14 protein-coding genes are annotated in these 23802 nt (G+C 66.2%); 11 read left to right on the top strand and 3 right to left on the bottom strand.

The genetic code is table 11. From position 1 onward, the window contains the following. Positions 1-58: 58 nt before the first annotated feature. From ACZ7CH_RS35080 to ACZ7CH_RS35070, 3 genes are read right to left on the bottom strand one after another with little or no spacing between them, the layout of a single operon-like run. A complete protein-coding gene (locus ACZ7CH_RS35080; RefSeq protein ID WP_184671040.1) occupies positions 59-280 on the bottom strand; it encodes a helix-turn-helix domain-containing protein in 222 nt (73 codons plus the stop codon). Between the two features lie 22 nt (positions 281-302). Next, positions 303-2417: a hypothetical protein gene (locus tag ACZ7CH_RS35075; RefSeq protein ID WP_470375887.1), complete on the bottom strand. Its 2115-nt coding sequence runs from the start codon at positions 2415-2417 to the stop codon at positions 303-305. Continuing rightward, entirely contained in the window at positions 2414-3283 is an 870-nt protein-coding gene (locus ACZ7CH_RS35070; protein WP_470375919.1) for an SAM-dependent methyltransferase, read from the bottom strand. The genes ACZ7CH_RS35075 and ACZ7CH_RS35070 overlap by 4 nt, the downstream gene beginning before the upstream one ends. A gap of 434 nt (positions 3284-3717) precedes the next feature. Here ACZ7CH_RS35070 and ACZ7CH_RS35065 point away from each other — a divergent pair, with 434 nt between their 5' ends. The 11 genes from ACZ7CH_RS35065 to ACZ7CH_RS35015 all read left to right on the top strand — a co-directional run bounded on the left by ACZ7CH_RS35065 (position 3718) and on the right by ACZ7CH_RS35015 (position 23496). After that, a complete protein-coding gene (locus ACZ7CH_RS35065) occupies positions 3718-6471 on the top strand; it encodes a type I restriction endonuclease subunit R (protein WP_470375886.1) in 2754 nt (917 codons plus the stop codon). Beyond that, the gene (locus ACZ7CH_RS35060; protein WP_470375885.1) at positions 6468-7736 is read left to right on the top strand and encodes a restriction endonuclease subunit S; all 1269 of its coding nucleotides are present in this window, start codon (positions 6468-6470) and stop codon (positions 7734-7736) included. Before ACZ7CH_RS35065 ends, ACZ7CH_RS35060 begins: the two co-directional genes overlap by 4 nt. Further along, positions 7729-9216 carry a class I SAM-dependent DNA methyltransferase gene (locus tag ACZ7CH_RS35055; RefSeq protein WP_470375884.1) on the top strand — a complete coding sequence of 496 codons (1488 nt, stop codon included), beginning with the start codon at positions 7729-7731 and terminating at the stop codon, positions 9214-9216. Before ACZ7CH_RS35060 ends, ACZ7CH_RS35055 begins: the two co-directional genes overlap by 8 nt. A gap of 221 nt (positions 9217-9437) precedes the next feature. Continuing rightward, a complete protein-coding gene (locus tag ACZ7CH_RS35050; RefSeq protein WP_470375883.1) occupies positions 9438-10139 on the top strand; it encodes a hypothetical protein in 702 nt (233 codons plus the stop codon). 249 nt (positions 10140-10388) lie between these two features. After that, positions 10389-11510, top strand: a complete 1122-nt coding sequence (locus ACZ7CH_RS35045; protein WP_470375882.1) for a restriction endonuclease-related protein — start codon at positions 10389-10391, stop codon at positions 11508-11510. Beyond that, positions 11501-14797 (top strand): ATP-dependent DNA helicase, encoded by a 3297-nt coding sequence (locus tag ACZ7CH_RS35040; RefSeq protein WP_470375881.1) that lies wholly within the window; start codon positions 11501-11503, stop codon positions 14795-14797. The genes ACZ7CH_RS35045 and ACZ7CH_RS35040 overlap by 10 nt, the downstream gene beginning before the upstream one ends. A gap of 26 nt (positions 14798-14823) precedes the next feature. Further along, entirely contained in the window at positions 14824-17619 is a 2796-nt protein-coding gene (locus tag ACZ7CH_RS35035) for an RNaseH domain-containing protein (protein WP_470375880.1), read from the top strand. Between the two features lie 188 nt (positions 17620-17807). Next, positions 17808-18611: a hypothetical protein gene (locus ACZ7CH_RS35030; RefSeq protein ID WP_470375879.1), complete on the top strand. Its 804-nt coding sequence runs from the start codon at positions 17808-17810 to the stop codon at positions 18609-18611. Then, on the top strand, positions 18598-19779 hold the full coding sequence (locus ACZ7CH_RS35025) for a helix-turn-helix domain-containing protein (protein WP_470375878.1): 1182 nt from the start codon (positions 18598-18600) through the stop codon (positions 19777-19779). The genes ACZ7CH_RS35030 and ACZ7CH_RS35025 overlap by 14 nt, the downstream gene beginning before the upstream one ends. A gap of 100 nt (positions 19780-19879) precedes the next feature. After that, entirely contained in the window at positions 19880-21754 is a 1875-nt protein-coding gene (locus ACZ7CH_RS35020) for an ATP-dependent nuclease (protein ID WP_470375877.1), read from the top strand. After that, the gene (locus ACZ7CH_RS35015; RefSeq protein WP_470375876.1) at positions 21751-23496 is read left to right on the top strand and encodes a UvrD-helicase domain-containing protein; all 1746 of its coding nucleotides are present in this window, start codon (positions 21751-21753) and stop codon (positions 23494-23496) included. The genes ACZ7CH_RS35020 and ACZ7CH_RS35015 overlap by 4 nt, the downstream gene beginning before the upstream one ends. Positions 23497-23802 lie beyond the last annotated feature (306 nt).

Here is a 23802-nt window from a genome sequence, read left to right as displayed (position 1 = left end):
CGCTCGCGTATCGGTTGGGCTGGTGTCGCGAGCCGTTCTCGTGCCCGCTGGCGCGGGGCTATGAGGCTTTGGTTTTGGTCCGGGTAGCGCCGCCGCGCCCGCGCAGCACCACGCCGGACTCGGACAGGATCCGGTGTACGAAGCCGTACGAGCGGTCGGTGGCCTCGGCCAGTGCTCGGATGCTGGCGCCCTTCTCGTACTTCTTCTTCAGGTCGGCGGCCATCTTGACGCGGGCCTCCCCGGTGATCCGCTTCCCTTTGATCGTGGTGTGTGCGGTCATGCCGGTCGCTCCTGTTCGCGGTTCAGGCGGTCGGTTGGTCGAGGGCGGCGCGCCGGTCGATGACGGCGGCCTTGCTCTTGTCGGCGCCGGGGCCGGCGGCGGTGTAGTAGTCGATGGCCTCGCCGTAGCGGCGGTCGGCCTGGGCGGCGTCGCCGAGCGCGGCGTGAACCTCTCCGAGCACGGCGCACAGGTCGGCGAGGTAGCCGACCGAGCCGTAGTCGTGCACGGCCTGCTCGATCGCGGCCAGCTCGGACAGCGCCTCGGCGGCTTGCCCGTTCAGCGTCAGGGCCCGCGCCAAGTGCAGGACGGTGCGGGCGTGGCCGATGTCGTCGCCGATGCCGGTGAACATGCTCGCCGCCAGCCGCAGGTGGTGCGCTGCCAGCCGGGCGTCGGCGATCTTGGGGTGTAGCGCGGTTTCGCCGAGGCGGCGGTGCCGCAGGGCGATGCTGCGGGCGTCGTTCATCTCCTCGGCGATGTTCAAGGACCGTTGCAGGTCTGGCAGGGCGGCGTGCGGGTCGTTGGCCTTGAGGTGAGCGCGGGCGCGGGTGGACAACGCACCGGACTGCAGCCACGGATCGCCGACGTCGTCAGCGCGCTGGACGGCGATGGTGCAGATGTCGACGGCGGCCTCGTGGTGGCCGAAGTTGGTCAGGCCGAAGCCCTGCCGGGTGCGGCAGACGACCTCCAGGATGTGTCCGGCGTCGGCGGCGGCGTTGGCGCCGAGGAACTGTGAGCACACCAGCTCACTGGCGGTGTAGTTGGGGCGCAGCGGGTTCCACAGGACTTCGCCGAACTGGTACACCAGCTCCGTCCAGCCTTGGTCGGCGGCGACCTGCTGCGCGGCGAGGAGGTTGGCGCGTTCGGTGTCGGCCCAGTCCAAGGCGGCCTTCGCGTCGTCGAACACGCCCGTGTCGAGGTCGGCGTAGACGTCGCTGAACCGGCGGGGGAAGGGGTTGATGACCTTGTCGGCCGCTGCCGTGCGCCGCAGGTACCACTCGATCATCCGGCGACGGACCGTCAGTCGCTCGCTCTGGTCGTCCTGGTCGGCGAGGGCTTTCACGTGTTCGCGTAGGACGTCGTGCAGCCGGTAGCGCTCGTCGCCGGTCTCGGAGACGAGGTTGGCCTCCACCAGCCGTCCGAGTCCGCGGTCGACCGCACTGATCGACACGTCGAGCCCGGCGGCGAGCGGCTCGGAGGTGAACTCGGCGCCGGGGTGCTCGGCCAGGCCGCGGTAGAGCCGGGCGGTGGTGGCGTCAAGGTCCTCATAGCTCATCTGCAGCACTCCTTCGACGGACAGCTCGTGCGGGTCCGAGGCGGCGAACGCCTCGGCGAGGTGGATCAGGCGGGTGACCAGGCGAGCCGGGTCGCGCCGGGGATGCGCGGCCAGGTGGGCTCCGGCGATGATCAGGGCCAGCGGGTGCCCGTGACAGCGGGCGGCCAGGGCGTGCAGCAGGTCTTCGCCCAGAGGTTGTCGGTCCTCGTCGAGCAGGCCGGCCAGGAGCTCGGCGCCGGTGGCGGCGGGGAAGCAATCGAGGTCGAGGTGGCGAAACCCTGCAACGGCCAGCTCGGCGAGACGGTGGCGGCTGGTGACCAGGATCGTGCCGCGCGCTGTGGCGGGTACCAGGGGCTGCACCTGCTCGGCGGAGCGGGCGTTGTCGACCAGCACGGCCACTGCCTTGTCGGCGGTGACAGTCCGGTACAAGGCGGCCAGTTCGTCTGCCTCGCCTGGCAGGCCGTCAGCGGCGACACCGAGCGCACGCAGCCACCCGGCGAGGACCTGCGGTGTGGTCGGTGGCGGATGGCCACTCCAGCCGTTGAGGTCGACGTGCAGCACGCCGTCGGGGTGGCGCTCGTGGTGCGTATCGAGCCAGCGCACCGCCAAGCCGGTCTTGCCGATCCCACCCAGGCCAGTCACCACCACGCGGGTCGGGCCCGCCGTGGCCAACAGTCGGTCCAGCCGCTCCAACTCATCTGCACGGTCGACCCAGGTGCGTACTGGTGGCGGAAGCTGCCGGGGCACCGGCACCCGGTGCTCGGGAGCGTGCAGGACGATGGTGTCGGCGGTGACCGTGTGGGCTTGCAGCACCTGACCGTGGACCGATCCGGACACGGTGTTGATGTGCTCGGACTCGTTCACGCACGCTCCGCCAGCTCAAGACGGCGGCCGGCGAGCACGGCGTTGCCCCACAGGCACTCGCGCCGGACGAGGGTCAGGCCGTCCGGTCGCCACAAGCCGATCGGCTCGAAGCCGTCCGGATGCGGCTGCCACGGTCCCAGCAGGTCGGCGAACTCCCGTCGGCTCCGGTGCACGAGCTTGATCCCGGACCTGGCGAGACAGTCCTCGACCGCCGCGGCCCTCTCCAGCCCGAGGACGATGCCGTCGGCGTGCGAGGCCGCCAACAGCGAGCCGGGTGCCAACCGCTCGTGGTATCCGGCCAAGGTGGCGGCCACCTTTTCGGCGTCGGGCAGGCAGTGCAACACCGACCCGGCCACCACGCCGACCGGGCGGGCCAGATCGAGCAGCCGAGTCGTCACAGCGTGGTCGAGCACCTCGTCGACGCACCGCAGATCGGCCTCGATCACCCCGGTGCTCGGATCGTCTGAGTGGATGATCAGCTCGAGGCTGGCAACGGCTACCGGATCGCGGTCGACGTAGACGACACGGGCTTGGGGCTGCTCGGCTTGGGCGAGTTCGTGCACATGGCGAACGCCACCCAGGCCCGCGCCCAAGTCGAGGAACTGCTCGACTCCAGCGGTGAGCATGTGCAGTACCGCGCGACGCACGAAGGCGCGGCTCTCGCGGACGAACACGTCGTAGCCCGGCGCCAAGGCCATGATCGCGGCGGCCACCGCACGGTCGGAGGCGAAATTGTGTCCGCCGCCGAGCATGTGGTCATAGAGCCGAGACAGCGACGGCACGTTGACATCGACCGGTGCGCCCCACTCGTGCGCGGCCTCCTGCGTCGCCATCACCGTGCCGTTCTCCCCGCCCCGGCTCGTCATCACGAGCCCGACTCGCTGCGCACCCTGGCCGACGGGTAGCGGTCGCCCGCTTCGCCCGAGTCGACCGAGTCGATTGGTGTCGGCGATTAGACCGGCGGTAGGAACATCCGAACCAGAGCGGGACCAGGGCGCTCATGAGGCGCTGGTGGGGCGACACCTCGCCTGAGCACCCCTTTTACCCCGGCCACAATCACTCGCACGGGTGGCGCTGAGCGCGAGGATGATCAGAGCTGCAATGCGGCGGGACTGGTCAACCGACAAGCTCAGTCTCGCTGCCGAGCGGAGTGTGTAACCGGCAGACGTCGCGAGACGATCATCAAGCAGCGGCATCGGCATGTTGCCACCGAGTTGTGCCTCTGGTTCCTTGTGCCGTCGTGCCCGTAGTGGAAGATGCTTCTGGTGGTCAACACCACGGCGCAGGGGGGAGATAGCGGGTGGCGGACGATCCGAGGTTGGCCGCTGAGCAGCGGGCGCGGGCACTCATTGACCAGCAGTTGACTGACGCCGGATGGTTCGTCCAAGACCGAAAGAACATCAACTTGTTCGCTGGTCTGGGCGTCGCAGTCCGTGAAATGATCATGGCTAAGGGTCACGGTCGTGTGGACTATCTGCTCTACGTCAACAAGCGGGTTGTCGGGGTCATCGAGGCGAAGCCCATGGGGACCACGCTGTCCGGGGTGGAGTGGCAGTCCGCCATGTATGCGGAGGGACTGCCGCCCGAGGTACGACTGAAGGCGTTGACCGTAGACGGGCGCTTGCCGTTCGTCTACGAGGCCAGTGGCACGGAGACCCACTTCACCAACGGCTATGACCCCCAGCCGCGGGCACGGCGACTGTTCAATGTCCTCAAGCCCGAAACGCTCGCCTGCATCCTGCGCGATGCGGAACGCGATCCCGAGCGGCCGACCTGGCGGGCCAAGGTGCGGGCTCTGCCGGCGCTGGACGAGCGGCCGATGCGAAAGGCACAGGTCACCGCGATACGCGGAATCGAGAAGTCGCTGGCCGAACAGCGGTTCGACCGTTCACTCGTGCAGATGGCCACCGGTGCTGGCAAGACCTTTACAGCCGTCGCTGAGTCCTACCGGCTACTGAAACACGGCGGCTTCAACCGGGTGCTGTTTCTGGTCGACCGCAACAACCTAGCCGACCAGACGCTGGCGGAATTTCAGAACTACCGCACGCCCGATGACGGACGCCGCTTCACCGAGATCTACAACGTTGACAAGCTCAGCAGCGCGGGGATGCTCGGCTCGAGCCATGTGGTGATCTCCACGATCCAACGGGTGTTCAAGGTTCTGAAGAACGAGGATGTGGCCGAGGGCGACGATCCCGGCCTGGACGGCTACGTCCCCGACGCGCCGGTCACCGTCGCGTACAACCACTTGCTGCCGCCGGAGACCTTCGACCTGGTCATCGTCGACGAGGCGCACCGCTCCATCTACGGCGTCTGGCGAGGGGTGCTGGAGTACTTCGACGCGCACGTTGTCGGCTTGACCGCCACGCCCGGCAAGCAGACCTTCGGGTTCTTCCGCCAGAACCTGGTGTCCGAGTACACCTACCCCGAGTCGGTGGCCGACTTGGTCAATGTCGACTTCGACCTGTATCGGATCAAGACCCAGATCACCGCCGACGGCTCCTCTATCGAGGCTGGCACCGTCGTGCCGATGGTAGACCGCCGCACCCGTGTCCAGCGCTTGGAGGCACTCGACGAGGACCTCGTCTACACCAGAAGGCAACTGGACCGCGCGGTGACCTCCACCAGCCAGATCCGCCTGGTGTTGGAGACCTTCCGCGACAAGCTGCCCGAGATCTTCCCCGGCCGTTCGGCCGTGCCCAAGACACTGATCTTCTGCAAGGACGACAACCACGCCGAAGAGGTCGTCACCACGGTGCGGGAGGTGTTCGGCAAGGGCAATGACTTCGCCGCTAAGATCACTTACAACGCGAAGGACCCGAAAGGCCAGCTTCAGGCGTTTCGCACGTCGACAGTGCTGCGGATCGCGGTCACCGTGGACATGATCGCCACCGGCACCGACGTCAAGGCGCTGGAGTGCGTGTTCTTCATGCGCGACGTGCGCTCGGCTCAATACTTCGAGCAGATGAAGGGCCGCGGAGCACGCACTATCTCCTCGGCCGACTTCCGTGCCGTCACCCCGGACGCCACTGAGAAGACCAGGTTCGTCATCGTTGACGCCGTCGGGGTCACCGAGCACGACTTCGTCGACCCGCCCCTGAACCGGCAGAAGGGCATCAGCCTGAAGAAGCTGCTGGACAAGGTGGCAACACTGACTCTTACCGAGGACGAGACCGCCACCCTCGCCTCGCGCCTGACAGCGTTGGAGTTGCAGCTCACACCTGCCGAACGGACCGAGCTCGACCAAGTCGCCGGAACCTCAGTCCAGAAGATCGTCCGTGGCCTCGTGGACGCGGTCGACCCCGACAAGCAAGCCCACGCCATCGAGGGGGCCGCTGACCCAGCTGCCGTGGTCCAGCAGCTCCTCGATCGCGCGATCCAGCCGCTGGCGGCGAACCCCGAGCTGCGCAACCGGATCCTCGAACTGCGGCGCGCTCACGATCAGGTCATCGACGAAGTCAGCGTGGACCTGCTCCTGGACGCACACGGCGTGGTCGACACAGGCCGCGCCCGGTCTCTCGTCGAATCCTGGGCGCAGTACCTCGCCGACCACCGCGACGAAATCACGGCCGTCCAATTGATGACGGAGGCGCGCGAACGCCGCGTTTCCTTCGACGACATCCAGGAACTGGCCGACCGGATCAGCCGTCCGCCCTACAACTGGACTCCCGATGTGATCTGGGCCGCCTACGAAGCAATCGAGGCCAGTCGCGTCCGACGTAGCACCCGACACACCCTCACCGACCTGGTGTCCCTCATGCGCTTCACCATCGGCGAAGACGAAGAGCTGGTCCCATACGCCGACCGGGTTCGCGAGCGCTACGCTGCGTGGCTCACCCAGCAGGAACAGGCTGGAGCCAAGTTCAGCGAGACCGAAAGGTGGTGGCTCGACCGCATGGTCGAGGTAGTCGCATCCTCAGCCGGCATCACCCCCGAGGACCTTGACCGCGCCCCCTTCACCGATCGCGGTGGTACCGACGGCGCCCTCCGTGACCTTGGCAGGGCCCGTGCGGCTGAGCTACTGGACGAGCTGAACAAGGAACTCCCCGCATGACGCCACTGCCGCCCATCCCGGAGGGTTGGACGTCAAGACCTCTCGGTGAGATCGCTGATGTCGCCGGAGGAGTAACCAAGGACACGAAGAAGCAGTCGGACCCGAACCTCCCCCTCGTGCCGTACCTACGTGTCGCCAATGTCCAACGCGGTCGTATCGACATCACGTCGGTAGCTGAAATCCGCGTACCCGAAGCGACAGTCAAACGGCTTCAACTCCAGCCCGGCGATGTCTTGCTGAACGAGGGCGGAGACCGGGACAAGTTGGGTCGAGGATGGGTGTGGGAGGGGCAGATCCCGAACTGCATCCACCAGAACCACGTGTTCCGGGCGCGAATCCGCAACAACATACTGCACCCAAAGCTGCTCGCCTGGTTCGCCAATGAGTGCGCGAAGGGCTGGTTCGAGAAGCACGGCAGGCAAACGACAAATCTGGCCTCAATAAGCCTGTCGATGATCAAACAGCTCCCAGTGCCCATACCGCCTGCGGCGGAACAAAAGCGACTGCTGGACCTACTTGAGGATCATCTATCCCGGCTCGATTCGGTACTAGCCACATGCGCGGCTACAACCCTGCGCCTTGCCCGGTTGCGACAGGCGGAGCTGAATGCAAAGTTCGGCTTGAGCAATCAAGACTCCATCACGCTTGGCGATCTCCTGCAGGGCATTCAAGCCGGGCGGTCCGTGGGCGGTTCTGCTCCACCCGCCGGGGAGAACGAATGGGGGATCGTCAAGGTCAGCGCCATGACCTGGGGTGAGTTCCGCCCACAGGAAAACAAAGCTATTCCTGATTCGCTAGCAAACCCGAACTTCGAGATCATGCCCGGCGATCTGCTTGTCAGCCGAGCAAACACGAGCGAGTACGTGGGGGCGCCGGTACTCGTGGGCGAGGTGCGCCGCCGACTCCTCCTCAGCGATAAGAGCCTGCGGCTCGTGCCGCGAAATGATGTCGATCCCGAGTGGCTCTGGAGGGCCCTCCAAGCACCAAGCGCGAGGCGTCAAATTTCGGCGGCAGCCACGGGCACCAAAGACTCCATGCGGAATATCTCACAAAAGTTGCTGATGGGTATTCGATTGCCGAGAGTTGAACCAGATTCTCAGCGTTGGCTGGCGAAGGCGTACGGCGAGCGCGACTCGGAACTAAAGCGCATCGAACGAGCCGCAAAGGCCGGAAGTTTGCGCGTAAAAACGCTCCGGCGGGCCGTGTTGAATGCCGCATACTCGGGGGCGTTGAACGATAAGATCGAGGAGCTTGCTGGTGTCTGACTCACGTCGATTGGTCGACAAGCTGTGGTCCTACTGCAACGTGTTGCGTGACGACGGCGTTGGCACGATCGAGTACACCGAACAGCTCACCTATCTTCTTTTTCTCAAAATGGCGCATGAGCGTGCCAATCGCGAGCTCAACCCACAGCAGATCATCCCGTCGGAATACTCTTGGCAGACGCTGCTGGACGCCAAGGGTGATGCGCTGGAGACGCAGTACCGACACATCCTGGAAGAGCTCGGGAAACGGCCGGGGGTACTGGGCACGATCTTCCGCAAGGCCCAAAATCGCATCCAGGACCCTGCGAAGCTGAAGCGACTTATCGTCGATCTCATCGACAAAGAGAACTGGTCGGCCACCGGCACCGACATTAAAGGCGACGCCTACGAAGGGCTCCTGTCCAAGGGGGCCGAAGACATCAAGTCCGGCGCTGGGCAGTACTTCACGCCACGAGCGGTAATTCAGGCGATTGTCGACTGTGTCCAACCGACGGTGAAGGACACTGTGGTTGACCCCGCAGCAGGGACCGCAGGCTTCCTCCTCGCCGCGCACGAATACGCATCACGCGGTTCGCAGTCCATGACCCGAACCGAGAAGAACCACCTCCAGCACGACTTCGCCTACGGCTACGAGCTCGTCGACGGGACAGCCCGCCTTGCCGCGATGAACATGCTCCTACACGGCATCGGAAACCCCGCCGGCAACTCGCTGATCGAGGTGCGTGACGCGCTGATCTCCGATCCCGGCCAACGCTGGTCGGTTGTCTTGTCCAACCCTCCGTTCGGTCGCAAATCCTCGTTGGCGATGATTGGAGCCGACGGGCTCGAAGCCCGCGAGGACCGCGCGATCGAACGGCAGGACTTCGTCGTCACCACATCGAACAAACAGTTCAACTTCCTTCAACACATCGCGACCATCCTGGACATAAACGGCCGAGCCGCCGTCGTACTTCCGGACAACGTGCTGTTTGAAGGTGCCGCCGGCGAGACGCTGCGACGCAGGCTGCTACGCGACTTCGACCTGCACACCATGTTGCGTCTGCCGACTGGCATCTTCTACGCCCAGGGCGTCAAGGCAAACGTGCTGTTCTTCGATAAGAAACCCGCAGCCGAACACCCCTGGACCGACAGGCTCTGGATCTACGATCTACGAACTAATCAACACTTCACACTCAAGCAGAACCCCCTTCGTCGTCAACATCTGGACGATTTCGTCCAACGCTATGCACCCGGAAGGCCGCACTCGGAACGAAACGAATCCGAACGATTCAGGTCATTCACCTACGACGAACTAGTTGCACGAGACAAGGCCAACCTCGACATCACGTGGCTCCGCGATGAGTCGCTCGAGGACACCGACAACCTTCCGGCACCTCACCTCATTGCTCGCGAAATCATCGAGGACCTCACTGCCGCGCTCGTCGAACTCGAAGCCGTCGCCGCGGCGCTCGAACCGTCGTTGGGCAAACCCTCAAGCTGAGATGGCCCTTTGAGCCGCCCCCAGAGCCACGCCACCCACACGCAGGCATCGCAGTGGCGATGTCAGGGCTATCCGAAGGCCAACGGGAGGCGTCTTGTCGATGCGCTGCCTAGGCTTGGACGTGTCCGGTTCAACGCCGTGTCGACGCGGAGGTGCAGCGTGTTCCATGACCCTGGCTGCCCTCATGCTCCGGGAGCGGTCACGGATCGACGGACTGGAGCATGACCGGACTGGGCGCCGCGCAGTCAGTGTGGGAGCAGCTGAATCCGAGGCAGCGTTCCTATATGGCCGCGATCTTCGACGAGGATCAGCGACGCGAGCGTGATGCACGTTCAGGGCCGGCGAGGTCGAGACGGGGTGGCGGAGCGGCCGGGTGGCGTCGGATTCCGTTTACCGTGCACGCCGATCCGGTGTTCACCGGTTACACCGAACTGCAGGAGGTGCTGCGGGACGGTGGGCATCTCGATTCCGGCGCCGGTGCGACGTTGCGCGCCCTGGCACGCCGGTCGTTGGTGGTGGTGTGGGTGGACCAGGTGCAGGTGGCTCCGTTGGGGTTCGTGCCGCGCACGCTGGTGGAGTTGACCCGGTTGGGGCGGTCGGTGGCGCGCACCGGCGTCGGGGCACCGGTCGTGGCGCGGCGTACGTCTCATCTGCTGTCGGAGTGGTTGTGGCGCAGCCTGCTGGCGGTGGCCGCCGCCGGGGACGGAGGGCTTCCCGCCGAGAATCTCGCGGGCAGGGCCCGCTTCTACCTGGGAACCGGCTACCGGCCGCAGGGCCGTCCCAGCCGGGGCTACATCGACCTGATCGTCGCCGAGGACCTCGAAGCCGGTCATGGTCCCGTCGCGGAACGCCGGTGGGTGTTGACCGATTCGGGTCGGGCGCACCTCGCAGAGCACCACTCTGAGTATGTCTCGCTATACTAGGCGACGGACAGCGCGGTATCGACGGAGTGAATCCGCAGCCGTCTTCGTGACAGGTTGCGATAAGCCCAGGAAAGGCGTCTGCGGACGCTTCGGGAATTGTCGGTGCTCTGCCCTACGGTGCGCAGCGTGATTGAGACCGGTGTCGGGAACGACACGAGGGACGCCGCCGCTGTGCGGCACAGGGTCATGAAAGCCGCGGCGATCGCCGCTCACGCGCTCACCGACACCGAGCAGGAGCCGGTGGCGCGGTTGCAGTCGCTGTGGGACGCGCACGGCGCGGTGCTGGCGGCACGCGGCGTGGGCGTCACGCTGCCCTTCGACGAGTTCCGCCGGATGTTGTCCGGCGACTTGGCGGAGCTGCTTCCAGACGGGGTTGCGCCCGCCGAGATGGCCGGCTGGCGGCTGATCACCGCCGATGGGGAGTTCGACGACGACGTCTGGGATCTGGAGCAGGAGCAGCGGGCGGTGTTGCGGGCGTTGGCTTCCACTACGCGCAGGGGAAAGTCCACCAGCTCGGAGATTCTCCAGGGCGAGCTGGACCAGGACACCGTGTACACGGCGCTGCGCAAACGTCAGAACCAGGGTGCCTATGAACGTGGTCGGCGGGCGTTGATCGATACCCCTGCGGGAAGCGACGCCGAGGTGCGCGAGTTGAACCTGCCCAGCACCGTCACCGACCACTACCGGGCGATTCCCACGCCCAGTTCGTTCGGGCAGTGGTGGTTCGCCTGCCCGCTGTGCAAGTGGCCGATGCGGATCACCGTCCGGGGCGCGGGCAAGGGGGCGACCGGCACGGCGCGCTGTCACCATCGTCCACACGTGGAGTTCGGCGCCTCCTACCACTTTCGGATCCCCGGCACGGGCAAACCGCCGGTTCTGGTGCCCGCGCCGCCGCCGACGGCGCCCACCGGTGCGGAACGAGTGCTGTTCCCCGACGTCACGGGCCGGGTGCCCGAAGCGCTGCCGGTGGCCGGACACAAAGCGTTGACCCGTGGTGTGTGGCGGTCGACCACGATCCCCGGCCTGGTGGAGGTCGCGCTGTACGACGCGTTGACCGCCCGTGGTCTGAGGTGCAAGTTGTGGCCGGATCTGGACAGTTACGACCTGCTCGTCGAAATACCCGGATCGCGTGGGACCGCCACGCCGTACCGGATCGACGTCAAGGACTTCACCTCCGCTCTGCTGCTCGCGGAAAAGATCCGCGCCGACGAGGGCGACGCCGGCGGCGCGCAGTGGCTGGTCGTGCCCGACTACCGGCGCGCGACCGTGTCGATGCTCTCGGCGGTGTGCGGCCAGTTCGGGCTGCGCGTGGCCCACGCGTCCGATCTCGGTGCCCGAATCTGTGAGGAGGCTGGGACGTCATGGGTGTGAAACGCCCGCGAATCTCCAAGTCGGACGCGGCCGTGTGCGCCGCTGTCGCGTTGGCCGCCCATTACTTCCCCGCCAAGGACGACGCCGGTCGCCCCGTGGGTACGTTCCGGCACGCCGCGTTCCTCATGAGCGGCCACCTGGACGTCTGGTCGGGGTGGGCGCCGATGCCGCAGGTCGATAAGCAGCGCATCGCTGCGGTCCTGGGCTTCGCTCCCGAGGAGTTGGCCAACCCAGCCGCGTTCGCCTACCGCGCACGAACCCTGTTGGCAGGCAATGACGACAGTGCACTGCCGTTGCAGGCCGCAGGCGGGTCGGCGGTCTCGGCGGTCGGCGCGGTTCCGCTGGTCGGCGGCGATCCGCTCGGCTTCGTCGACCGCCTTATCGACCGGGTGAGCAAGGACCACCGTCGCGCGCGAGCGGTGAAGCCGGCCACGCCGGGGATCTGGCACACCCACGTCCGGTACTCACCGACCGTCGGCGCGATCCAGGGCACGGCCACTATCCCCGAATACGACACCGACGACCCGATCGCCGACCTTCCGACCGTCACCACGGTGCCTTACTGCCCGCAGCAGGACATCCCGACCTCCGACCTGCTCGACCTCGCCAAGGCCATCGACGGCCGCTACAAGCTAAAGGACCGCTATCTGCACAAGGTCCTCAGCGGGCTGTTCGAGGAGCTGAAGACGACCGACACGGTGGCACCGATGACAATGCTGCGGTTGCTGGCGGGCCCGACAGAGGTGTTCAACGCCCCCACCGGTACCGGCAAGAGTGTGCTCGTCCGTGTAGCCGCCAGCTGGTTCGCCCTCAACGACCTGACCGTCACCATCGTGCTGCCCAACGTCGAAGCCACTCTCTCCGCGGCTTGGGACATCACCGCCGACCTCGCTCGCCTCAAGAAGATCGGACGTCTGCGGCATGACCGCCGATGTGCCGCTTTGATGTCCCCCGATGGCCTGCTGGAACGCGCCGCCAAGGCCGTGACCCGCCTTGAAGGCAATCTGTTGAGCCAGTCGAAGAAGGCACTGTGGAAGCTCGACCAGATGTCCTACGGCTGTGCCCTAGCCCACCACACCAAGGCCACCGCCCCTTACCCCAGCGGTCAGGAATCCTGTCATCGCCTGACACCCCTACCGCCGGAACAGGGAATCCGCACCTGCCCCTGGATGCCAACCTGCGGAAAGTACGAACAGCAGCGCCAGGCGTGCACCGCCTCGGTCATCGTCACCAACCATCACAACTTCATGGCCGGTCGCCTCAAGATCGGCGTGAACCTCGATGGCCGCGCGACCGCCCATGTCTCAGTCGCGGAGTTGGTCTTGCGGCGCTCCCACGCCGTGATGATCGACGAGGTCGACCAGTTCCAGTCCACCGCGCTGGACATGTGCACCAGCGATCTGGTCCTGGCCTCCCGCCGCACCGCCAAGGTGCCGCTGCGGGAACTGGACTCCGACATCGCCTCGCTGGGTAGCGAGGCGATCAAGGACCTGCTGCCCACGATCAGCCACGCCCGCTACCTCTCGGAGTTCCTGCTCGCCGGGATCTGCCAGCAGCAGATCCACCTGCGCCACTACTCCGGACGCAACCCCGCCGGCGAGGCACCGGGGGTCAACAGCACCGGGTGGCACCTGGTCGGCAGCCGCGACCGGAGGCTGATCGGCCTGCTGTTCCCCCACGACCAGGTCGACGACGACAAAGAGATCCCCGCCGAACTGTTCGACCGCCTTAACGCCCTGCGACCCGAACCACCGTTGGGAACCGGAAAGCCCATGGGCGACACCCAGGCGATCGCCCTACCGGCTCATCTGCTGGCCGTGCGTGACATCTTGGAGCAGATCCTCGCGCCGCGCGGCGAGGATCTGCTGGCCCATGTCCAACTGGAACTCGATGACGCGCTTTCGAGGACGGTCAAGGACGCCCACGAACGCGCCGAGGCCGCCGAACTGCTCATCGTGCGCACCTGGCTCGCCGAACTCGACGACGCCCTGGACCTGCTGCGGCACAAGACCGCCCAACTGCGCGCCGCCGGCCTGGACTCAGCCCGCAAGGTCGCCGAACGGCTCGGCTCCTCCATCGCCTCGGACATCCTGCCCTACGGCATGCTCGGCAAAGCCATCGTCGGCTACCGCATCACCGGCCTGGACGAGCCCGACAAGTCCGCGGAGCTCACCGCCCAGAGCGTCACCGGCGACCCGCACACCTACACAGCCCAACTGGGCAGCATCGTGTCCCTCGTGCTCGCCGGGGTGGAACGCCCTGTGATGGGTCTGTCGGCGACCGCCTATTTCCCCCAGGCCGTACGCGAGCACGTCCACAGCGAGGTCAAGTGGTGGATGACAGACGCAGCCCCCGACAGCATCCGTGCCCAACGCCACTCCATCACCACCAGCACCGACGGCGACACCCCCATCCGGATCTCCGGGCTGCCCCAGGCGCTCAAACGCGACGCGCTGATGAACCTGGGCGACCGGCTCTACGACACCGAGATTCATCCCGAACTCCAGCGCATCCGCGACAACGACGACCCTGACCGGGCCCACGCCGCCGTCGTGGTCAACTCATACGAACACTGCCGCTACCTCGCTCTGGGCATCTACTCCGCCGGCCTCTACACCGAAGGGCTGTGCGTGGCGGTGCCCGGCGACCGCGCACGCCGGGACAAATTGCCTCCGCTGCCACCGGGGATCATCGAACTGACACCCGAGGAGTTCGAGGACTTCCCGAACCGCGGCAACGTGCTAGTGGTGCCCATGGCCCGCATCGCCCGCGGCCTCAACATCGTCATCGGCACCAAGTCCGCCATTACACCGGTCTACCTGTGCACCAGGCCATTGGCGTTGATGTCCGACGCGGCCGAGATGTACGGCAGCGTGCACGTCGCCGGACTCAACGCCATGCCCCGCTCAGGCTCCGACGATCCGTTGCACGCCCTAGAACTCGGGCGCGAGGCCGCATGGAAACGCCTCGGGCTGATCATGCGATCCGCCGCCGGGTTCACCAGCACCAGCCCCGAACTCCAAGAAGAGATCGTCGCGGGCATGGTCGTGGACATGGTGCAGCTCGCCGGCCGTGCCCGCCGCGGCGGAACCGACATGACCTTGCACCTGGTCGACCACGCCTTCCACGAAGACGCCTGGCAGGCCGACCTCGGCAACATCCTGCGCCGCATGCACGCCGCCTGGTCCCCCGACGTCCGGCAGCGCATGAACCAGATCTACCGCGAAGCGCTCGCCGCATTCCTCGCCTACGCAGGCATCGACACCACCGACGCAGACACCGTCTGACAGCAGTCACAGGAGAACCGACACCGATGGCCCTCAACACCCGACGCCGGCTCGACGTGCTGGCCTACCGGGGCACCCCCGACCTGCTCGGCGACGCCGCCGTGCACATCCGCGAGTTCGACAAAGGTGTCACCTCGCTGTGGAGGCTGTTCGACCGCGACTACCGCGACTACGTCAAGGCCGACGAGGCACAGGCGCCGCACAGTGTGGTGGTCAACGCGTTGCGTTGCCTGACCGGCGGCTACGCGGCCTTCGACCCCGACGAGGGTTTCCTCGTCACCCGCGAAGAGATTGACGACGACACCCTGCTCGCCGCGTTCACCCTCATGCACGGGCGCGTCCTGGGCACACCGATCGACGACATCGACTTGACAGAGCCGCCCCAACTCGCCGAGCGCATCGCCGAGACCAAGCAGGAACGACGCCTGCTGGCCGACTACCTGCGCACCACCGAAACCGGACAGCCCGACGCCCCGACGTGGGTCTACAAGACCGTCGCCTGGGACCTGTCCCGGCGCATCGCCGAACGGCCGTGGCGCGTCGACGGTCAGGAGATCGCCTTGCGCGTGGACAGCCGCGGCGGCCTGGTCGCCTGGCAGGATCCGTGGACCAACAGGTCCGGCACCGCCGAGGCCCTGTCCCGAACCTCTATCGACATGAAGACCCTGCCCAACATCGCCGACCCCATTCTGCTCGTCAGCCCGACGGTCACCCGCATCCAGACCCGGATGGCCTGGGCACGCACCGTTCTGGTCGAACAGGACGACCCGGCACGGCCCATCGTCGAAGTCGCCATGGCCGGACGGTCCAGCGTCCGACGCATCAGCGCCATGGCCCTGGACGTGCTGGCCAAGCTCGGCGTAGAACAGTCGATCCTGCGCCACGTGCAGAACCGCGTAGTACTGGAGAACCAAACGCAGAACGAACAGGATGAAGCCCCGGAACAAGAGGACACCTGGGCACCCGACTCCACACCCGCGCCGGTGATCCGGCCGGTGCAGAGCAAGAACTTCCGGTTCCCGATCGGCCGCGGTGTGGGCATGCACCACCACAGGGAGCTGCGCCGTCACATCGACGAGGTACTCGGCGACGCCCTGGTCAAGAGGACCAGGCTCCCGATCTACTTCGAGGGCCGCAACTTCAAACAGGTCGAAACCGACCGGCTCCTGCCCATCCCCGAGGACGTCGTCCGTTCCCTGACCACCATGGGTTACCGCCACCTGCGGATCGTGTGCCTGTGGAACACCGACGAAGTACGCCGCCGCATGCTCGACGGACTACGCCACGCCTACTCCGCCAACGACCGTTCCGCCGACGATCAGGCCCCTGGCGGTCAGCCTCTCGACCCCGTGGACGGGGTACCGGTGACGTTGAACGGCGAGGCGATCAGCGCGGTCTTCCACCGCGTCCCCGGCTTCCTCGAACACGGCCCCGACGCCGGCAGCGCCGAGGCGATCGCGCATGTCCAGCTGGACTGCGGCCCCGACACTCTGGTCGGCGTCTGGGCCGAGACCGAGTACACCCGTCGCGGCGACGACGAGGACGAGGACTACGCGGAGGACGGCGAGGACGGGATCGAGGACGCCGCCACCGGGCAGACGACAGGCGTCAAGGAGGACGAGGACGCCAAGTTCCGTGCCCGCCGCACACTGGCGGACAAGGGCGTCAACTCGCAGTTCATCGTCCACCGCAAGCCGCGGAAGCCTCGCAAGGGTAAGAAGGTCCGCGACTATCCGGTGATTCACTCGCTGCTGGATCTGCACCGTAGCCTGGGCATCATCGACCGGCGCATCACCGACGTCATGGTCGACCGACTCGGCCCCCACACTCCTAACGGTGTCGCCCACTGCGCCGTCCACATCCGACGCCAGAGCAGGCGGGGCAAGGACCGCACCGCCAAGATCTGCATCACCGCCACCGTGCTCAAACCGCCCGCACACGATGGTCAGGCGTGGACTCTGCACGGCTGGAGCTACACCGACCCGACCTGGCGCCCCTATCACCAGGCTCAGGCCGCGTTCCATGCCAAGGACTACCCGACCGGCAAGATGACCGAGCTACAGGACGACAACGCCGGATACAAGAAGGTCGCCACCCGCGTCGACGACGCCCTCGCCGAGCTTGTCCGCTACCTCGGCGGCACGCCCTACACCATCACCGTCGACGCCTTCGGCTCCCGACGACTGTGGAGCGGACTGAACAACAACAAGCAGGGCGAATCCGAACGGCCCGGCACCTGGCTGCCCGGCTCCACCATCCACCCCTCCGACCGGCCCCGCGCCGTCGTCCGCGTCAACAAGAACGCCGACGAGATGTTCCGCGCCCTGGGCATCACCCTCCTCGACGAAAACGGCGAGAAGATCGGCGATGGGGACAGGACGACCAACAGCCTGTTTCGCGTCAAGTCCGACTTCGGGGCGGACTCCTTCGCCTTGATCACCGTCCCTCACCAGTACGACGGACAGAGCGCGGGCAGGCTGGGCAGCGACAAGACACGATGGTCCGCCGACCACGGCTCCGACGTCGAGGGCGAACTGCGACGCAACGAGATGAAGGACAACTGGTACTCCATGACGACGCTGGGCATCTTCCCCGTCGCCGTCAAGGACGGGATCAAGCCCGACAAGCTCGCCCTCATGACCGCCAGGCTGTGCCACCAGGCTCTGGCCTGGGCTGAACGCACCACCTACCCCGCGCACCTTCACGCCGCGTCGAAAATGGACCTCGACCACCCCCAATACCGCCGCACCGCCCTGCCCACCGACTCCGCCGACGCCGGCTCACCCGACGACCTGTCGACCGGGTCCGGTGAGCTGCCGTGAACCGGCTGCCGTGACTACCACGCTTGGCGACAGGGGCGTCGATGTCTCCTGTCGTCGGGTGCCGCACGGAGGAGTCGCAACACGCCGCCTTGCCGCTTGTGAAAGTTCCATGCGATCAACTAAAGTCCAGCATGCACGAAGTCGCTGCGCGCTGAAGCATCGACATTCGCGCAGACTGGAGCGGCGACATGAGATCCGTACAACGGTCCGACTGGGCGGCCGACGCCTTCGGCGAGCACGTCGAAGTGCTGCGTGAGCGTATCCCCGCCGCGCTCGCGGTCGCGCACACGCGAGCGCGCGCCGGTCACGATGCCGCGCGGTCGACGAAACTGCGGGTCTACGGAACGACGCTGTGGGAGTGCCAGCACGAGGAGCTGGTGGCTGCGGTGATGTCGATCGACGGGGCGAAGGTGGCGAAGTTCGGGGGCTACGAGCTTCCCGTTCTGGCGGGCAAGGTGTTGTTCCCGCTCAAGTACGCAGACCGGTCCGGTGTCCCGGTGGAGAACGCCCGTCTTCCGGTGCCGGTGTCCGGGCAGCGGCAGCGGCTGTTCGGCGCGCACGCGACCGAGGTGGAACGACCGCACCCGTACCTGGACGAGTCGTGGGCCGACTTCGATCTGCCCGAGGACTACGAGGTGTTCCCCCAACTTGGGGACGGCACGGAGCTGATCGTGATCGCCTATGCCTGCAATCTGGAGGCTGGCGTGATGAATATCGAGTGGGGCAGGGCCGAGCACGTCGGTGATGGCGAGCTGCTCTGGGGTGAGCACACGTCACTGCCGCTGATCTCCGCAGGACTGGCCGGTATCGCGGCACACGGCGAGGGATTGAGCGCGACTGGCCAAGGCAGCGGCGTGCCGCGTTTCGACGCGGCCGAGGAGCCGGGGCTCACCTTCGGGCCGCGCCCTTCCGGCGACAGGAAGCTGGACGTGCCTCCGCAGACCGAGCGCCGCACCGACGAGGCCCACATCCAGGACAATGACCAAGACTGATCAGCCACAGCTCTTCCTGCTCCAATCGGACGCGTCATCGCCACCGACCCCAGCCGATGTCGCGAGTGCGTTCGACCCCGCCCGGTTGACCCAGGCCCGTCAGCTCAAGGGGTTGACCAAAAAAGACGTTGCCGACGACTTGCGGGTCACCCCGGCGGCCGTCGGTCAATACGAGGCGGGGGTGGCTCGTCCTCGCCCGGACGTGCTCCTGCGCCTTGCCGAGGTGCTGGACGTGCCGGTGGCGTTCTTCGCCGCCGGCCGACCCAACGCGCAACTGGACGCCTCCGGCACGCATTTCCGCAGCTTGCGATCGACGAGGATGTTTCAGCGGGACAAGGCGGTCGCCTTTGCCTCTCAGGTGTGGGAGTTGACCCACGCGTTGGAGCGGTGGGTGCAACTTCCCATTGTCGACCTGCCTGGTTTCGCGGGCGGCGAGGTCATGTCGACAGACGGCCCGCCAGCCGATCCTGTTCGGGCGGCCCAGCAACTGCGCGGCTACTGGGGGCTCGGGCAGGGGCCGATCGCCCACCTGGTCCGGCTGATGGAGTCGCGCGGCATCGTGGTGGCAATGCTGCCGTTCGAGCGCGCCGAAGCCGCGCGGATCGCGGCGTTCTCCACGTCTCAACTTCCCCGGCCTTTGATCGTGTTGACCCCGGACCGCGCCGACGACGTCTACTGGTACCGGTTCAGCGCGGCGCACGAACTTGGCCACCTGGTTCTGCACGGTGACACCGCGCCCGGCGATCAGCAGCACGAGCGAGAAGCCGACGCCTTCGCCGCGGAGTTCCTCACCCCGCGAGCCAGCATCGCACCGGAGCTTCCGTCTCGTGTGGACTTCACCGTGCTGGCACGCCTGCAGACCGCATGGGGGGTGTCGGTGAAATCGTTGCTCTACCGCTGCCGCGAACTGGGCTTGTTCTCCGCCCCCACGGCCAGCCGCGCCTACCAACGCCTCAACCAGCTGAAAGCCCAGGAACTGTTCGTCGACGAGCCCATCGCACGCTATCCCGGCGAGAAGCCCGTGCTGTTGGCACAAGCCTTCGAGTTGGCGACACAGCACGGGGCGAGTCTCACAAGTCTTGCCTCCGAACTCGCCTGGCCCGTCGAACGGGTTCACGAGCTTCTGGGGCTGGGCTCCGATCGACCGGCGCTTCGATTGGTGCCGTAACAGGACCTCGGCGCTCACCCCTTTCGTGACACCGGGTAACGATCCGCCGAGCTGCTCGGATGCACATCTCACGACAACTCACCTGCATTGAAGGCGGGACATGCACATCTCGCAGGTTCACGCGAGCAACTACCGATCGTGCCGCGACGTGACTGTCACGCTCCGTCCGGACCTCACGGTGCTGGCGGGAGAAAACAACGCCGGCAAGAGCACAGTGATCGATGCCTTGCGAGTACTAACCGAACCGTTGGACAACGGCAGAGTCCCGTGGCCCACCGATACCGAGATCACCGCCGGTGAGCTCACCGCTCGCCTCGGCGTCACCCTCGCCGACATCGCCAGCGGACAGTCGGGCACCTACATCGAGGGACGGGTGCCGGAGTCAGACTCGCCCGGTGTGTTCCACGCACGCTGGGGTCTCGAATACCAGCGGTCTGCCGACGGTCAGCGGCGGGGCACCACGGGCTGGTTCCGGGGCGCGGACATCCCCTGCGCAGATCCAGCTCTACGCAGCGGGATCCGGCACGTCTACCTCAAGCCGCTCCGCGACGCCGTCCAGGACCTGGGTGGTGCTTCCGCCGGAAGGATCCGCGCGATCCTCAGTGGGCTACTCGGCGGTCAGGAAGCCACATCGACGTTTCTCGACCAGGCTCAGAAAGCGCTCAACGGCATCATCGACAACAACATCATCACCCGGTTGCAGGAAGAGATCAACACACCGCTCGAAGAGTTCACCGCCGGCGCCCATCCGCAGCAAGCCGGATTTCAGATCACCGACCCCAGCCTCGCCTCGATCGCCCGCACCCTGCAAATGATGCTGGGCGACGCACCGGGGACCCTCGGGCCGCTCACCTCATCGGGCTTGGGCTACGCGAACGCCCTGTATATCGCCACCGTCCTGGCCGAACTACGTGCGTTGAAGGACACCGACCTGACGGTACTGCTGGTCGAGGAACCCGAAGCCCACCTTCATCCACAACTACAGACCCTCCTGCTGCGACACCTCCGCCGACGGGCCAACGACTCACGACTCACGACCAGCGAGAACGGTGGCCGTAAGGCCGACCCGACGGTCCCTGCCGGGCATCTCCAGGTCGTGGTGACCACCCACTCCCCGGTGCTCTCGGCAGCGGTCAGCGTCCGCGACATCGTCGTGATGACTCGTCGACGCCACCCGGAAACCCGGCGATGGGAAGGGCGAGCGGTGGCCGTTGGTGCGCTGGGCTTGAAAGACAAGGAAATCCGCCATCTCGACCGGCTTCTCGACGTGACCCGTAACGCCCTGCTCTATGCTCCGCGGGCGATCCTCGTCGAGGGACTGTCAGAAGCCCTCTTGCTGCCGGCGTTCGCCGAGCGCGTTCTTGCCACGTCCGACGATGCGGAGCCCACGGACGTACTTGGCGCCCGTCAAGCGTGGGAACGCTTCCACGGCACGACCATGCTGCTGGTCGAGGGCGTCGGGTTCCCGACCTACCTGAAGTTGCTGTTGACCCCCGTGGGGGATGCTCGTATCGCCCAACGCATCGCCTTGATCACGGACACCGATCGGGCAGCCGGGGAAGACGACCCGCAGCGGATTGTCAGCTACGACGCAGAAGCAGAGCGGCACGGTCGTGAGCGGCTGGGTGTCTTCGCAGGTGAACGGTCACTCGAACCACAACTATGGCAGCCCGGCAACGAGGACGTCCTCCACGACGCGTTCCTCGCCTGTCATCCCCAGTCCCAACAGCGTTGGGACACGATCCTCGGATCGGATGATCCATCCCGAGCGTTCTGGGGCTTGTTCGATCCGGATAAGAACCCCGATGACGGGGGTAAGCCGGCGAAGGGAACAAAGGTGTCGAAGCCGCGTTTCGCACAGGAACTGGCCGACATCCTTACTCGGCAACCTGAGCGGCCCTTCACCATCCCTGGCTACCTGCAAGAGGCGATCAAGTACATCACGGCCGCCGAGGAACAGGCACCGATCGAGTGAGCCTGGCCATCGAACACGCCCAAGCCGAACAGCTGCACGCGATCGACGCCGACGCACCCCTGTTCATGCAGGCGTGTCCGGGTGCCGGTAAGACGCATGTGATCGTCTCCCGCCATCTGCAACGTCCGGCGGGTGCACTCCGTGGTGGACGAGCCCTGGTGTCGTTTACGCGCACCGCTCGCGACCAGATGAAGGCCCGGTGCATCACCGAAGGACACCCGGAACTGGCCCAGTTTCCTCACTACATCGGCACTCTCGACGGATTCGTCTGGCAGTTCCTCGTATCCCCGTACCTCGAATTGCCCCAGCCACCACAACTGCTGGAGTCGTGGGCGCAGCTGCCCAAGGCCGAGGTGAAGCTGGGAACCCGCGCCGTGCCCCTGGCCGCCTTCACCTTCATCCTCGATCCCGACACCATTCGAGAAGATGTCGAGAAACCGGGAGAGAAGAGCAGCGCCGCGAGAACCATGTCCGGCTCGCCGTACCCGTGGGCACGCTGGAAGCAGGCCGTGCTCGAGTGTCGAGACCTGTGGCGCGAACGTGGCTACTTCACCGGCCACGAAGCCCGTATCGCTGCCCTACGCGCCCTACGCACCGATCCACATCGCGTGGCGGTTCCGTTGCGCTCACGCTTCACGGAAGTGATCGTCGACGAGGCACAGGACTGCTCGGTCGCCGACCTTGCCATCCTCGAGATACTCCGCGTCCACGGTGTCCTCCTGGTCATCGTCGCCGACCCCGACCAGGCGATTTACGGCTGGAATCAAGCTGATCCGGCCCGACTGCTTAACATGCGGACCACGCTCGGCAGCCGAACCACTCTGACGGGCAACCGGCGTAGCGCACCTCCGATCTGCGCGCTGGCCACAACCCTACGCACCGGAAACCGCCCTCCGGACATCAGCGTGGTCCGCACCAGCGGACCCGCTGTCCACCTCGTTCCCGCCAAGTTCGGCAAGGCTGGCAAGGTGGCACAGAGCCGCACTGGACAGGACCTCGTCGAGTTGGTCGTCGAGTTGGCCGAGCGCCACCACGAGTCGGAGATCACGAGTCCCTCGGTACTTGTACTGGCTCGTAAACACGCTCTGCTTCCACCGGCCCTTCGCCGCGCGGAGCCCGACAGCAACACGATCACTCGCCTCGCTCGTGCATACCAATGCCTGCAATCCGGTACAACCAAGGCAACCGAGCTCGATCAAGCATGCCAACAGGCCGAACAGGTCCTCTTGGGATACTGGTATCCCAAGCAGACCGGCAGCGTCACGCGGATCTGCCGCACCGTCGGGCTGTCGCCTGCCGTGCTACGGCGCCACTCCTACGCCTTCCTGCAGGAACTTCCCATCCCATCGGCAACATGGGCGGGCGAGGTGAACGCCCGCCTCAAAGCGTGGTGGCGTCCGAGCGGGGCAGCACCGGGCGGTGGCAAGGGCCTGCTGCGCAGCAAGATCGCCTCCGTCTGCCAGCGGGCACCACAGCACCCGACGACACGCCTCACCACAGTGCACCAGGCGAAAGGCGACGAAGCCGACGCCGTATGCGTGCTCCTGCCCGACGACGACCTGATCACACGATGGCGTACAGGCAACGTTACGACCGCCGAGGAACAGGAAGAACTCCGTGTCCTCTACGTTGCGGTCACCCGAGCACGCAGGCTCCTCATCCTCGCAGTACCCGAAGGAAGCATCGCTGCCCTACAAGACTTTCTGAACCGCCACCAGGTGCCGACACACACGTGCCACTGAAGTTCCTTGGCCGTGTCCACCGCGACGTCGCAGGCGTCATAGCCTACGCACGACACAGAGCCAGAGTGGCTCCCGCAAGACCTCGAGAGCCGGGAACTTCCGACCCTGCCGGCCTTCCTGGCTGGTTGAGGCAGTCCGACGGTCGCTCAGCTGGAGAGGGATCGCCTGCCGTGGGGACGGGTCCGAGCGACCCGTCCAGGCGCTACTCGGGCGCGGATAGGCCGAACGATGACTCCACCACCAGGCTGCCGGTACAAAACCACTGGTCAGCCCTGTTCCCATCCTTTGGTACTCCCGCCCGAGGTC

The organism is Lentzea sp. NPDC037011 (assembly GCF_055607425.1).
This window is presented reverse-complemented; position numbering and strand designations above follow the sequence as displayed.

Bases quoted from the DNA above. Each gene is read 5' to 3' on its own strand.
- ACZ7CH_RS35080 (WP_184671040.1), bottom strand. From the start codon at position 280: ATGACCGCACACACCACGATCAAAGGGAAGCGGATCACCGGGGAGGCC.
- ACZ7CH_RS35070 (WP_470375919.1), bottom strand. From the start codon at position 3,283: ATGACGAGCCGGGGCGGGGAGAACGGCACGGTGATGGCGACGCAGGAG.
- ACZ7CH_RS35060 (WP_470375885.1), top strand. From the start codon at position 6,468: ATGACGCCACTGCCGCCCATCCCGGAGGGTTGGACGTCAAGACCTCTC.
- ACZ7CH_RS35050 (WP_470375883.1), top strand. From the start codon at position 9,438: ATGACCGGACTGGGCGCCGCGCAGTCAGTGTGGGAGCAGCTGAATCCG.
- ACZ7CH_RS35040 (WP_470375881.1), top strand. From the start codon at position 11,501: ATGGGTGTGAAACGCCCGCGAATCTCCAAGTCGGACGCGGCCGTGTGC.
- ACZ7CH_RS35035 (WP_470375880.1), top strand. From the start codon at position 14,824: ATGGCCCTCAACACCCGACGCCGGCTCGACGTGCTGGCCTACCGGGGC.
- ACZ7CH_RS35030 (WP_470375879.1), top strand. From the start codon at position 17,808: ATGAGATCCGTACAACGGTCCGACTGGGCGGCCGACGCCTTCGGCGAG.
- ACZ7CH_RS35025 (WP_470375878.1), top strand. From the start codon at position 18,598: ATGACCAAGACTGATCAGCCACAGCTCTTCCTGCTCCAATCGGACGCG.
- ACZ7CH_RS35020 (WP_470375877.1), top strand. From the start codon at position 19,880: ATGCACATCTCGCAGGTTCACGCGAGCAACTACCGATCGTGCCGCGAC.